The sequence below is a fragment of the Fictibacillus sp. 7GRE50 genome (genome assembly GCF_015903875.1).
Lineage (GTDB): Bacteria > Bacillota > Bacilli > Bacillales > Fictibacillaceae > Fictibacillus > Fictibacillus phosphorivorans.
Genome location: NZ_JACZDW010000005.1, coordinates 47,261 through 61,338, shown reverse-complemented (window position 1 = coordinate 61,338; position 14,078 = coordinate 47,261). Strand labels below are relative to the sequence as shown.

Sequence of the window (14,078 nt, the reverse complement as noted above, 5' to 3'; positions counted from 1 at the left end):
TTACAGGAATTCTTATTAAAAAGATGTTTTCATGTTCATTGATGTTTTATGAAAGTAGTTCATTTCCTTTCCAAGTACTCGCTTTCCGCGGGGCAGGAGTCTCACACCTTCCACTCCAATAAACTTCAAGGGAGTCAATGAGCTGAAGGAAAAATTTTTAGAAAAGTGCGTAACAAGTCTTTTCTTCTTCTTTTTTGCTTTTGGAAGTAATTAATTTATATCCATGTTTCGTTACACTTTCTTTCCAAGGAGAGTCATTCAAGCTATTTACCCAAATTAGCTGTTGTATGGCTAAGCAATCTAAGCTTCAATAACGGAATCATAAAGAATAAGATTAACAAGCTATTTTTATTCTTAAAAAAACAAAACAAGAGTGGAGGCAGACCTTTGATTGAACTACTTAAAAAAGGAAATAAGTCGTCTGGCATTGCCGCATTAGGAAACACAGTACTTGCTATTGCTAAAGGAATTGCTGCCGCAGTCAGCGGAAGTGGTGCTATGTTTGCAACAACTCTGCACTCGGCTGCAGATGCATTAAACCAGGCGTTTGTATTTTTCGGAAGTGCTCTTTCTGAAAAAGAACCGACTAAACGCTTTCCGGCAGGTTTTGGCCGCGTGGTGAATCTGTTCGTTCTAGTGGCTGTAATCGTAGTTTCGATCATGGCTTACGAAACGATATTAAAAGGGTGGAAACTCATACAGGATCCACAATCTTCAACGAATCTATTATTAAATATATCTATCATGATACTTGCGATCTTAGTTGATGGCTTTATCCTCATAAAGGCGATGAAGGAGATTGTTCACGAGACTAGAAGTGATGCAAAAGGATTCGGGATCGTAAAGGAGTCTTTTAAGAATGTTGCTTTAGCTGCACCACCAACACGCTTAGTCTTTTACGAAGATTTAATCGCAACTTCTGGTGCTTTGTTAGCTCTCATATCTATCGTATTAGCCGACCTAACCGGAGCGTACATATTAGATGGTATCGGTACGTTATTGATCGGAATCCTTTTGGTCGTTGTAGCATTTAAGTTAGGAATTGAAAACACACGAGGGCTGATTGGTGTTGCTGCACCAAAAGTAGTTGAAGATCGAATTGCGAATGTGATTCTTTCAGACCAAGATGTCGTGGATATAAAAGAGCTAAGAATCCTACAAGAAGGTAGAAGGTATCACGTAGAAAGCTATATTGAATTAAAAGAAGGATTTACTCTGGCTGATGCTGATGATATTAAGTATCGGGTGAGAGATAAGCTTTTAGAAGATACCGACATTGGTGATGTTACAATGGGGATCTTAGAAACTGATCATGTAAAAACATGGCCAAAGAAAGCAGAAATTGAAGTGAACGGAAAAGAAGATAAGGTGGAGAAGACTCGCTAAGCATATTGGCGGGTTTTTCATTTAGAAAAAAATAGGATAAGAAGTCGAAATAGTTAAATATTTTTAAGAAAAAGGATAATATAATGATAGATGGTTAAGTTTGTTAAACATCGGTAATGTTCGGGGGATAAATTATGTGGAAAGTATTTTCGTATTTAAAAGCGTACCGTGTAGCGATAGGTGTTGCTCTTTTTTTAACGTTAACTGAACTTGGAGTTGAACTTCTGCAGCCGTTAATTATGGCGAAAATTATTGATGACGGTATTTTAAAAAGTGATTTAAGCGTTGTTAAGTATTGGGGAGCAGTCATGTTTGGGCTTGCTCTAGTCGCATTTGCAGCTGGTATTGCGAATTCGTTCTTCTCAGCACATGTTAGTCAGAACTATGGTTTTGATATTAGAAGGCGTGTTTTTGAGAAGGTGCAGTCTTTTTCTTTTGTGAATTTCAATAAGTTCCCTGCCTCGTCGTTAATAACACGAATGACAAATGATGTGACGCAGCTTCAGAATACAGTATTTATGAGTTTGCGGATCATGCTTAGAGCACCTCTGTTACTAGCAGGTGGCGTGATCATGTCTTTAATCGTGAACTGGAAACTGGCTCTAGTGCTAGTCGTTTTATTACCGTTCTTGTTATTTTTCTTAAAATGGGTTCTCCAGACTGCGGGCAGTATGTTTAGGGATGTTCAAGACAAGCTAGATGGCGTGAATCGTGTGATGCGTGAAAATCTGATGGGAATGCGTCTGATTAAAGCCTTTTTACGAAGAGATTTCGAGAAAAATCGCTTTGAACAAGTGAGCGGAGAATTGAAGGAAAAGACAGTCTCATCTCTTCGCTTAATTGAGGTATCAATTCCTGTCTTATTGTTTGTCATGAATATTGGAATTTTGTTCATCCTTTGGTTCGGCAGCAGACAGGTTAGTATGGGGTCAATTGAGGTAGGAGAAGTGGTAGCAATCGTAAACTACTCATTCCGTATTTCCTCTGTACTGACGATTATATCGTTTATTATTATGGCTTTCTCCCGTGCAAAAGCATCTGCACAGCGAATTGGAGAAGTCCTAGATACAGAGATAGACCTCGTTGAATCTCAAGATACAGATCACTCTCTGAAGATAGGTAACGGAGCAGTCGAATTTAAGAATGTTTCTTTCCACTATCCAGAAAGTGATATACCTGTTCTTCGAAATCTCACTTTTTCTGTAAATCCAGGACAGACGTTAGCGATTCTTGGTTCAACAGGTTCTGGTAAGACTTCACTCTTTCAACTCGTACCTAGGCTTTATGATGTAACAGAAGGTGAAGTACTTGTTGATGGGATAAATGTAAAGAACTATCCGATTGAAACGCTTCGAAAAGCAATCGGTGTTGTCCCACAAGAAGCCGTTCTTTTTACTGGGTCCATCTCAGAGAATATTGGATGGGGAAAAGAGGGAGCCACTTCTGATGAAGTTGTATCAGCGGCAGTCGATGCACAAATTCATGAGACTGTACAAAAATTGCCGAATCACTATGATACTCGAGTGGGGCAGCGCGGTGTCAACCTCTCTGGCGGACAGAAACAGCGTTTGTCTATTGCAAGAGCACTACTTCGCAAACCTAAGATACTCATGCTGGATGATAGTACGAGTGCATTGGATTTGAAAACGGAAGCAAAGCTGTTAAGAGCGCTAAAAACGTATTCTTGCACAACGTTTATTATTACGCAAAAAATCAGTACTGCGATGGAAGCGGATCATATTCTGCTCTTAGACGATGGAGCAGTTGAGGCATGGGGAACACATACAGAATTGATGAATACCTCACCATTGTATGTAAAAATCGTTCAATCACAGTTTGGGGAGGAGGACTTTCAGCATGTCAAAGGATTCAAACAGACCTCATCCACATAATCATTTATTTGGAAAAAAAGTAAAACCTAAAAATTGGGCAAGTACGATCAAACGGATCGGAAGTTATTTTTCTGATCAAAAATTCCTTCTGAGTCTAGTGTTGCTCATGGTCATCATAAGCTCGGCTTTAAGCTTACTCGGTCCTTTTTTGATCGGGATGGCTATAGATTCGTATATCGTAAAAGAAAATATAGATGGATTAAACAAACTTTTATTCGGTCTTATCTTTGTATTTGTAGGTCAATCTCTTTCGACTTGGCTGCAAAACTATTGGATGATCGGCATCGCACAAGATACCGTATTAAGAATGAGAAACGATCTGTTTAACCAGTTTCACCGATTATCGATTTCCTTTTTTGATAAACGGCAACATGGTGAACTGATGAGCCGGGTGACGAATGATATAGAAAATGTCAGCTCCACGTTGAACAGTTCATTTATTCAAGTATTCTCAAGCATACTCACCCTTGTTGGAACAGTCGGTGTCATGATCTATTTAAGTCCCATACTAACGCTGATCTCTTTATCTATCGTTCCACTCATGTTCTTTGGTCTAAAGTGGATTACAAAAAGAACAGGTGCGCGGTTTAAAGAGCAGCAAAGAAATCTGGGTGAGATCAATGGATATATCGAAGAGATCACTTCTGGTCAGCGTATCGTAAAATCGTTCTCACAGGAAAAAAGAGTAATGGAAGAATTTATGGCTAAGAATGAGCGGTTGAGAGAGTCTGGTTATTGGGCGCAGACCTTCTCCGGTTTTATACCGAAATTGATGAACGTGCTCAACAATGGAAGCTTTGCATTAATTGCTGGAATCGGTGGCATGCTTGCTCTAGAGGGAAAAGTTTCAATCGGTGTAATCGTTATATTTGTTGAGTATTCGAGACAATTTACGAGACCACTCAATGATTTAGCCAACCAATTTAATACGTTACTTTCTGCGGTTGCTGGAGCAGAGAGAGTCTTTGAAATCCTTGATGAATCACAAGAAGAGAAGGATGAGACCGGGGCTGCTGAACTGCCTTCTGTAAAAGGAAAAGTAGAATTTAAAGATGTTTCGTTCTCTTATGAAAAGGATGAAAAAACCGTGAGTGGATTGAGTTTTTCTGTGAAAGAGGGAGAGACGGTTGCCTTGGTGGGGCCGACTGGTGCAGGAAAAACTACCATCGTAAATCTGCTTTCTAGGTTTTATGAAAGCGATAGTGGTCAGATCTTAATCGATGGACATGACATTAAAAAAGTGAAAAGAAGCTCGCTCCGTAGTCATATGGGGTTTGTTCTTCAAGATTCTTTTTTGTTTGAGGGAACAATCCTTGAGAATATTCGGTATGGACGGTTGAATGCGACGGATGAAGAAGTGATGAATGCTGCAAAACTAGCGAATGCTCATTCTTTCGTTCAGAAGCTGCCTAGAGGATATCAAACGATACTGAACCAAGAAGGCAGCGGCATTAGTCAGGGACAAAAGCAGCTTTTATCTATCGCAAGAGCGATATTGGCAGATCCGTCTTTACTGATTTTAGATGAAGCGACTAGCTCCATTGATACGATTACTGAGATGAAGATACAAGAAGCTCTGCAGCGTCTTATGCAGGGTAGAACGAGCTTTGTGATCGCACATCGATTGAACACGATTCAACAGGCTGATCAAATTTTAGTCCTTCACGATGGTGGTATCCTAGAAAAAGGGACACACGGAGAGCTGTTAAAAAACAAGAAATTCTATTATTCTCTCTATCACAGTCAATTAAAACAAGATGCATGATAAGTGAATATGATTGGTGAATGAGACTTTAGTCATAACAAAAGGGCGATTCTTGAAGGAATTGCCCTTTTTTTGTCGTATTGATAAAACATAAGACACTCGGACTAAGGAGTATAGAATGATCGTTGAGAAGCTGCTTTTACATGTTTTAATTGTTCTTGCGCCCGTATTAAGCTATAGCTTTTTGTTCGAACATCGGAAAATAGGCAGGTCACCATATTTCTTAGGCTTATTATATGGTTCGGCCGCATCGCTTTGTATGTATTTTGCCTATTATGATTCTTCACTGTACTGGGATCTAAGGTATGTTCCGGTCGTTCTGTCTATTTTTTATGGTGGTCCGATTTCTGGAATCATAACGATAGCTGCTCTTATGCTGACTAGAACAGCTATGGGTGGCGAAACCCTGTTCTTAGCGTATATCGTAGCAGTAATTGCTTGCTCAGTCCCTTTTTTCATCTATAAATACTTCTGGAAATCCACCCCGAAGAAGAGGGTTCATCTCTCAATTATAATAGGGTCATGGCCAGCGCTTGTTCAGTTGATCATCCTGTTGATTTATCTGTCTTTTAATCAGGATTTTTTAGTGTTTGATCAAAAATTAGTACTATACATAGGTGTGTTTGGCACCATTCAGATCTTAGCAGTTGTTTTCGCAGCTGTTCTTAATGAATCTGTCATTGAAAGAAACTTGATGAAAGATGAGATCCGTCGTTCTGAGAAGCAGCATACGCTTGGAGAGCTCGCAGCATCCATCGCACATGAAGTTCGTAATCCGCTAACTGTTGTAAAAGGGTTTCTTCAGTTGATGGAAGGGGAAGATGAGAGGCATAAGCATTACTATCCACTCATCCTTAGTGAACTAGGAAGAGCTGAAAATATTATTAGCGATTACTTGAATTTTGCAAAACCTGAATTTAAAAAGATCGAGACATTCCCTCTTCCCTTATTAGTAATGGAATTAAGCATTCTATTAAACCCTTATGCGTTAAAGGAAGGAATTTCGCTCACACACACTATTGAATCAGACGCTGTCATAACTACGGACCGCAATCAGTTAAAACAAGCACTTATAAATATTTTGAAAAATGCTGTAGAGGCAACACCGAAAGAAGGACGCGTGACTATAAAATTAATAGAAGAGGATGACAGCGTAAAGATTATTGTGAGGGATACAGGTAAAGGAATGACGAAAGAACAGCTTGCACGGGTGGGTTCACTTTTCTTTTCCACGAAAGAGCAAGGAACCGGTTTAGGAACGATGGTATCTACGCGAATCATTGAATCAATGGGTGGAAGAGTAGATTATACGAGTAAGTTGGGAAAAGGGACGAAAGTTAGTGTTACACTGCCTCTCACTCACCTTCTTAGTAGAGAAACGGTTTAAAAACCGTAAAAAGGGGGAAAATGCTGAGAAGAGGTGAAGCAGCATGGATAACTTTATGTCTGAACTCTTTAAGTTTTTTGGAGGCTTCTTAAATGTCAGCTTATTGTTAGTTGTCATTATTGTTATATTAATCGTGCGCCAAGCTAGAAAGAAAAAACCAAAAAATGAAGAAGAAGACTATCTTAATCACAAAGAAAAACATTCAAAAGAATGATGTTCAGAAAGCCTGTAGAACCTACAGGCTTTTTTGGTAATTTGTCATATTTTATGTTTTATGTTTAAAGTTTATTTTATTTAAACTTTTGGGAAGGTTTTCTATTTCTTACGTCGAAGTTACATACACATCATATGTGAAGAAGCACACATCAACGAAACTTTTTTGAGTGTGCTTTTTTATATCTTTTAAATTTGCCAATCATAGAACACGCATCGTATAATTTTTGTATAATATTTTGTATAAAGTTTGTAAAAGTAGAAGGTAGGTATGTATGTATGAAATCTGTAGCTGTAATTGGTGCGGGTCCTGGTGGTCTAACAGCGGGCATGCTATTAGCCAGTAAGGGATATCAAGTGACAGTATACGAAAAACAACCGTTTATCGGCGGGCGTACTTCTGCTTTTCATCAAGATGGTTATACGTTTGATCGGGGTCCGACCTTTTTAAATATGCCTCACATCTTGGAAGAAATGTTTCAGCTTGCGGATCGACGCTTAGAAGATTATATCGAGTTAAAAAAACTTGAACCAATGTATCAACTGAAATTTAAAGATGCAACGATTGATTCAACAACAGATCAATCCGAGATGTATAAGAATATTGAGACAGTCTTTCCTGGAAACGGCGAAGGCTATAGACGTTTTATGAAGAAAGAAAAAGAAAAATTTGAAGCGCTCATGCCCATTCTACAAAATAAGCATGACTCTCTGTTGGATTATTTGCAGTTTAAGTTTATTAAAGCACTGCCAAAGTTAACGATAACCGATTCATTGCACGATCAACTCTCAACGTATTTTTCTGATGAAAGGCTGCGACTCGCGTTTACGTTCCAAGCAAAATACTTAGGAATGTCTCCTTGGGAATGCCCTGGTGCGTTTACGATTCTTTCTTATATGGAACATGCTTACGGGGTGTACCATCCTGTAGGTGGTGTTAACAAAATTACAGAAGCAATGGTTAAAGTGATTAAAGAATATGGTGGTGAAGTAGCAACCTCATCAGGAGTAAAGGAACTTATTATCGAAAAAGGAAAAGTGAAGGGCCTTCAACTGGATTCAGGCGAAAAGGTACTTGCGGATGAAGTAGTGATTAATGCGGACTTCGCTCATGCGATGGAAAAGTTGATGCCTAAAGGATCTACTAAAAAGTATACGAGCGATAAATTGCTGAAGAAGAGCTATTCTTGTTCTGCTTTTATGCTATACGTGGGTGTGGATAAGAAATACGACCTTCCGCATCATACGATCGTTTTTTCTGAAGATTATCGTAAGAATGTTGAAGAGATTACGAAGAAGAAGATTTTGTCTCAAGACCCTTCTATCTATATTCATAATCCTTCTGTAACTGATCCGACCCTTGCACCTGAAGGAAAGTCTGCTCTTTACATCTTAGCCCCTGTTCCTAACAATTTTAGTTTGATCGATTGGGAACATCATAAGCATGCTTTTAAAAAGCTTGTTCTAGAGCAGCTTCAAGAACGGACGGATTTTAAAGACTTGGAACAGCATATCGAAACAGAATATATGTTTACACCGCTTGATTGGGAAAACGAACTCTCTGTATACAAAGGTGCAACGTTTAACCTGGGGCATCAATTAACCCAGATGATGTACTTTAGACCCCATAATAAGCAAAAAGAGATCGAAGGGTTGTGGCTCGTAGGCGGAGGTACCCATCCGGGCAGCGGCCTTCCTACGATTATGGAATCTGCCCGCATCACAACTACGATGATGGCAGAGAAACATAGCTCGATGGAGGTTCGATCCGTATGAATGCTGGAATTGTTGGCGGAGGTATAGGTGGCTTAATTACAGCACTCTACTTAAGAAAACAAGGTAAAGAGGTTACAATCTACGAGAAAAGTTCCAGACTTGGCGGCAGGCTGAACTTTTTTGAAAAAGAAGGATACAAAATTGATAGCGGACCTACAATCGTGCTGCTGCCTGAAATGATCTATGAAATTTTAAGTGAGGTTGGCATTGAGCGCGATGAGCTAGAGCTGATCTTATGCAGTCCAATGTATAAGCTGAATTATCCAGACGGATCTCATTTTTATAAAACGAGTGACCTGCCTGGACAGTTGAACGAGATCACGAGAATGTTTCCAGGTGAAGAGCAAGGATTCTTACGGTACGTTACGGATATGTACGAGCGTTTTCACCAGGGGAAAACAGCATTCTTAGATCGTTCTTTCGTAAACCGAAGGGATTTCTGGACACCGAAAAATCTGCACACACTTACAAAACTAAAAGCTTATCAATCTGTAAAAAGATTAGCAGAAGCATATTTCAGCCATCCTAGAATGCAGGAAGCTTTTTCGTTTCAAACCTTATATATCGGAGGATCACCCGAAAACTCCCCAGCCATGTATTCGCTAGTGCCTTTTAGTGAACATGCTCACGGGATCTGGTATGTAAAAGGTGGGTATGGAAGTGTTGTAGACTTGCTGCAAAGAAAGTTAGTCGAGCAAGGGGTGGAGATTCGATTGAGTACCCCAGTAGAAGCATTATCGTTACAAGGCAATTTCTGTAACGGGGTGGTGACAGAAGAAGGCACTCACCTGCATGACATGGTCATTTATAATGGTGACTTTCCTGGTATTCACCATCTCATTCCAGGACCAAAGCCGGTCAAGAAAAACTACGAATCTTCTTCTGGCTGTTTCCTTTTATATCTTGGTCTAGACAGAATGTTTGATGAGGCGGATGTTCATCAGTTCTTTATGACTGATCACTTCGATGAACATATGCGAGAAGTGTTTTTACAAAAGAAGTTGCCTCAGGATCCAGCTATTTATACGTTCTATCCTTCAAAAATAGATCAGACACTCGCACCAGAAGGGAAAAGCGTTTTGTACGTACTTGTTCCAGTTCCATCAGGAGACACAGTAGATTGGGAGTCTGAAAAACAAGCTTATGCTGATTTTATTATTGATTCTTTGGAAAAAAGAGGATATCCAGGTCTGAAGCAGTCTATCGTGTGGAGCGAAATCCGCACACCTAATGATGCACTCACTGATGGGTTGTACCAAGGTGGCAGTTTTGGTATCGCGCCGACTCTCAAACAATCTGGCGTCTTCCGGCCTCAGATCAAACCTCTTCCATACGAAAATCTGTACGCGGTCGGTGCATCCATCCATCCAGGTGGTGGCGTTCCCATCGTTATGCAGAGTGCAAAACATCTAGCCAAATATCTTGAAAGGGCGTGAAACAGTTGGTAACGGTTCAGGAATCTTATTCTTATTGTGAAAGTATCATTAAAGTTCATTCTAAAACCTTTTATAAAGCATTTTCATTTTTACCGGAAGACAAGCGACGTGCCGTTTGGGCCGTGTACTCATTTTGCAGAACGGTAGATGACATTGTAGATGAGGGAGATAGCCCAAAGGAAGAGCTAGCTGTCTTTAAGGCAGAGTTCAACCAGTTTCTTAACGGCGTGATTCCTGCAGCCGAGCCAATGTGGATCGCACTGCAGGATGTTTTTCAAAACTTTGAGATGGATCATCAAGCCTTTTTAGATATGATTAAAGGTCAGGAAATGGATCTATATAAGACCCATTATGATACGGTGGAAGAGCTAGAATACTACTCGTATCATGTTGCTAGTACAGTTGGCTTGATGTTGTTGCCGATATTAGCTCCTGAACAAAAAGATCTGCTTCGCGAAGGAGCGATTTCACTAGGCATCGGTATGCAGTTTACGAATGTACTGCGGGATATCGCAGAAGACTTAGATCGTGACAGAGTATATGTTCCAGCGAAAGTGATGGCTGAACACAGCTATACAGAAGAAGATCTGAAAAAGGAAATCGTTGATGATCGCTTTATTGCGGCATGGGAGAGTATAGCGATTCGTGCGGAAGTCTTTTATGCAAAATTTAATGAAACACTAGAACACTATCCGATTGAATCAAGAATGCCTGTGCAGCTAGCAGCGATCTATTATCGCGAGATTCTAAACAAGGTTCGTAAGCAGAATTATAAAGTGTTTAGCGGAAGAGTGTTTGTATCAAGTGCTGAAAAAGGGGATCTGTTGAAGCAGATTGCTGTGAAATAAATACCCGTTATTAGGAAAAGAGCTGAAAACCAGGTTATGCCTGTGTTATCAGCTCTTTTGTATATTTATCAGATTTTAATCAAACCAATGTAGCGAGTGCTTGTTAAGTACTAAACAGAGAGAAAAATAACAGAAAAAAATCTTTACCAATGATTATAAAAACAATACCATGTGCTCCTCATCGTGAAAATGACCATCTACTTTAAGTGCTTTTTCTTCATAACCGTATGTTTTAAAGCCGAGTGAAGTGTAAAGGTTCTTTGCTTTTTCATTGTTAGCTTCTACTGTTAAGTTCAGTTTCTCGAGAACAGATATATTTTTTGCGTGTTGGATAACTGCTTCCATGAGGGAGCGGCCAACGCCAGCTTTTCTGTTCTCAGCGCTCACATACATGGCATAAATGTTGCCGCGGTGCTGCATCTTTAACACTTTTTCTTGTACTAAAGTAACGTTGCCGATCAGGTTCCCTTCATTAAACATACCGAACGTATAACTGCCTTCTTCTTGTAATCTGCTCGCTACTTCTTTGATAGGCTCTTTTCTTTGGATTGCTTCTTCATAACTCGAAGCGAACGCTTCGGGGTTTGATTTCAATGCCTCTAGTCGAAGCTCCCAATATGCTTTTGCGTCATCAGGTTTTAAGAGTCGGACTTCCATATGATATCCCCCAATATTTTTAAAAATTAGTGTACCACAAAATGGAAGTAATATGAAAGATGAATTTAAAAACGAGCAAACGCCTAGGGTGTTTGCTCGTTTTTATTGATTTATGATAATTGTTTGGGGACTGACCCCTTTAGTCCCTTCAGCAGTTCGCGGGCGACGTTACGCCCGCTCATGATGACCATTGGGGAGCCGCCACCAGGATGGGTTGTACCTCCAGCGAAATACAAATTGCTGATGTCTTTAGAGCGGTTAGAAGGGCGTAAGAACGTATTCTTACGTTCATTCGCTGATATACCATATAATGCCCCTTTAAAAGCTCCAAACTTAGCTTGTATGTCGTGTGGGGTTATCATCTTCTCAAGCATGATATGCGGCCTGATCTGTAGACCGAACGTCTCTAGACGGTCATATACTAAATCTCTGTATCGCTCGTACGTATCAAGACTTTTAGAAGCAGCAGCTTTTATAGGTGGTGCGTTAACCAATATAAACAGGTTATCTCCATCAGGGGAGACGGATGGATCGGTTACAGATGAATTTGAAATATAGATGGTTGGGTCATCAGGGTATTCTCCGTTGAATAACATTTCGAACTCACGTTTATAATCATTTGAGAAATACACTTGATGATGCAATAGGTTATCTAACCGTTTGTTTAAGCCGACTAAGAGAACAAACGCAGAAATGGAAGGAGAGTAGCTCTCGACTTTTTTATTTTTCATAGAAGGTCTGTAGCGTTCTTCTACGAGCTTAGGATACGCTTCGAGCAGATCTCCGTTCATTACGACAGCATCGAACGTAACTTCTTCTCCGTTTGAAAGGACCAGAGATTTTGCTTCAGCATCCATAACGCTTATTTTTGTAACTTCTACCCCTGCATGTAAATGAACCCCAAGCTTTTCTGCTAGGCGCACCATACTTTCTGCGATTTTTACGTTGCCACCTTTTACGTAATAAACACCTTGAATCATCTCTAGATAAGCAATTAGAGAGAATGTAGCAGGTGCCTGAAAGGGGGATGAACCTATGTAAGTGGCATACCGGTTAAAGGTTTGCAGCAATAGCGGATGATTAAAATATTTACGATGAAAGCTGTCCATAGATTGCAGTGGTCTCACTTTTGTAAAAGCATTAAAAAGTGAGGGGGAAAGATAATCTTTCATACTCGTAAAAGTCCTAGGGAAAAACTCTTTCTCTGCTAGATGATACAAACGAGTCACTTCTGCAAGGTAATCTGAATATCGTTGTGCCGCATAGGGATCAAGTTCTTTTAATTGATTCATCACATGATCCACATCAGTCGACATCTCAAAAATTTCACCGTGGCTGCTAATATTTCGAGTATGCGTATCTAATTTAATCCACTCAAAATAGTTTCTAGGATCTTCACCGGCATCCTGAAACACTTCGTCAAATATTTGAGGCATCGTGATGGTGTTCGGTCCGAAATCAAACGTGTGAGTACCTAAAGATACGGGCATCAGCTTCCCGCCAAAATGCTCGTTTTTTTCATATACATGAACCTCACAACCGTTACTAGCAAGAGAGATACTTGCAGATAATCCGCCAAGGCCGCCGCCGACAATTGCGATTTTTCTCATTGATAAGAACGTCCTTTCCATTCGTAGCCTTGCTTTTTCAGTGCTTTCCACATCGATGCATTCACAAGCACGACCAACCCTAATGCAGATAACGGCATGGTGAAGGCAAGGTAAGCTTTTTGTCCCGTGAAGAGGTCGACATAAGCTTTTTGGATGACCGTGATCAAATAAGGCAGCAGCCATAAAAATTGCTCAGTGAGTATACCGTATATGAAGAAAAACAAAGGTGCTATGTAAAATACGGTGTAAAAAACAGATAAAAAAATTACAAGAAAGATGGAACGACCTAATCCAGGAAACAGGTTTTTTGTAAAGCCGTTCCACACTTCTTTATTACTGTGATACATGAAACACGATACATATTTCGTTACGTTCGCGAGTACAACTTCATGACGCCCTCGCTTCATAGCTTTAGCCAAATCTACATCATCAACTAAAGAATCCTTAATGCTAGCATGACCACCTATAGCATGATAATCCTTACTCTTAAACAACATGAACGCACCATGTGCAGCTGTTGCGGGTGGCCATTTTGTAAAGTTCGCAAAAAGAAGCGGAAGATGAAAAAGGATAACAAAATGCTGTAGAGGAACAATCAGCTTCTCAAAAAACAAAGTTACAGGAAACTTTGGAAATCCAGACAATAGACTAGCTTTCCGCTTTTTTAATAGTGTTAGTGAAGTCTCGATCGTATGAGGATGGAGGCGAACGTCCGCATCGATAAACAAAAGGTAATCACCTGTGGCACTTTGACTAAGCTGGTGACAGGCATGAACTTTACCAGCCCAACCGGCAGGAAGCTTCTTTCCTTGAAGAACAGTAAAACGGCTATCGTTATCAATGTGCTTCAACAGCAAGTTATAGGTTTCATCATCTGAATGATCATCCAATATGGTAAAAGATATAGGACGATGAGTCAGTCCTTTTAAAGTGCTAACAAGACCAGCTACGTTATTCTCTTCATTACGCATCGGTACAAAAACAGCAACCCTCTCTGAATGAGTAGCCCGTAAAGAGGGCTTTTTTAGAGAGGGTAAAAAGAGACTATTTAATAGGGTTGCCGCTAAAAAGAGAATGGCAGCTGCAATAAATAAGAGAATCATCATTA

Annotated in this window: 11 protein-coding genes; 8 read left to right on the top strand and 3 right to left on the bottom strand. The window is 40.0% G+C overall.

Annotated features, from left to right (window positions below; all coding sequences use genetic code 11):
• Positions 1–387 precede the first annotated feature (387 nt).
• The 8 genes from IHV12_RS18810 (at position 388) to IHV12_RS18775 (ending at position 10,703) form a co-directional block, all read left to right on the top strand.
• Positions 388–1,386, top strand: coding sequence for a cation diffusion facilitator family transporter (locus tag IHV12_RS18810; RefSeq protein ID WP_197191872.1), 999 nt, complete (start codon positions 388–390; stop codon positions 1,384–1,386).
• Between the two features lie 134 nt (positions 1,387–1,520).
• Entirely contained in the window at positions 1,521–3,278 is a 1,758-nt protein-coding gene (locus IHV12_RS18805) for an ABC transporter ATP-binding protein (protein ID WP_197191871.1), read from the top strand.
• Positions 3,244–5,043, top strand: coding sequence for an ABC transporter ATP-binding protein (locus IHV12_RS18800; protein WP_197191870.1), 1,800 nt, complete (start codon positions 3,244–3,246; stop codon positions 5,041–5,043). Before IHV12_RS18805 ends, IHV12_RS18800 begins: the two co-directional genes overlap by 35 nt.
• A gap of 118 nt (positions 5,044–5,161) precedes the next feature.
• Positions 5,162–6,430 carry an ATP-binding protein gene (locus IHV12_RS18795; protein WP_197191869.1) on the top strand — a complete coding sequence of 423 codons (1,269 nt, stop codon included), beginning with the start codon at positions 5,162–5,164 and terminating at the stop codon, positions 6,428–6,430.
• Positions 6,431–6,473: 43 nt separating this feature from the next.
• A complete protein-coding gene (locus IHV12_RS18790) occupies positions 6,474–6,644 on the top strand; it encodes a hypothetical protein (protein ID WP_186320649.1) in 171 nt (56 codons plus the stop codon).
• Positions 6,645–6,922: 278 nt separating this feature from the next.
• On the top strand, positions 6,923–8,419 hold the full coding sequence (locus IHV12_RS18785; RefSeq protein ID WP_197132547.1) for a phytoene desaturase family protein: 1,497 nt from the start codon (positions 6,923–6,925) through the stop codon (positions 8,417–8,419).
• Complete coding sequence (locus IHV12_RS18780; protein ID WP_197132550.1) at positions 8,416–9,855, top strand: phytoene desaturase family protein; 1,440 nt, start codon at positions 8,416–8,418, stop codon at positions 9,853–9,855. The genes IHV12_RS18785 and IHV12_RS18780 overlap by 4 nt, the downstream gene beginning before the upstream one ends.
• A 5-nt stretch (positions 9,856–9,860) precedes the next feature.
• Complete coding sequence (locus IHV12_RS18775) at positions 9,861–10,703, top strand: phytoene/squalene synthase family protein (RefSeq protein ID WP_197132553.1); 843 nt, start codon at positions 9,861–9,863, stop codon at positions 10,701–10,703.
• A 153-nt stretch (positions 10,704–10,856) separates the two neighbouring features.
• Here IHV12_RS18775 and IHV12_RS18770 read toward each other — a convergent pair whose 3' ends face one another.
• The 3 genes from IHV12_RS18770 to IHV12_RS18760 form a co-directional block, all read right to left on the bottom strand.
• A complete protein-coding gene (locus IHV12_RS18770; RefSeq protein WP_197191868.1) occupies positions 10,857–11,360 on the bottom strand; it encodes a GNAT family N-acetyltransferase in 504 nt (167 codons plus the stop codon).
• Positions 11,361–11,470: 110 nt separating this feature from the next.
• A complete protein-coding gene (locus tag IHV12_RS18765; RefSeq protein ID WP_197191867.1) occupies positions 11,471–12,970 on the bottom strand; it encodes a phytoene desaturase family protein in 1,500 nt (499 codons plus the stop codon).
• Entirely contained in the window at positions 12,967–14,076 is a 1,110-nt protein-coding gene (locus IHV12_RS18760) for a glycosyltransferase (RefSeq protein ID WP_370568849.1), read from the bottom strand. Before IHV12_RS18760 ends, IHV12_RS18765 begins: the two co-directional genes overlap by 4 nt.
• Positions 14,077–14,078: the final 2 nt, after the last annotated feature.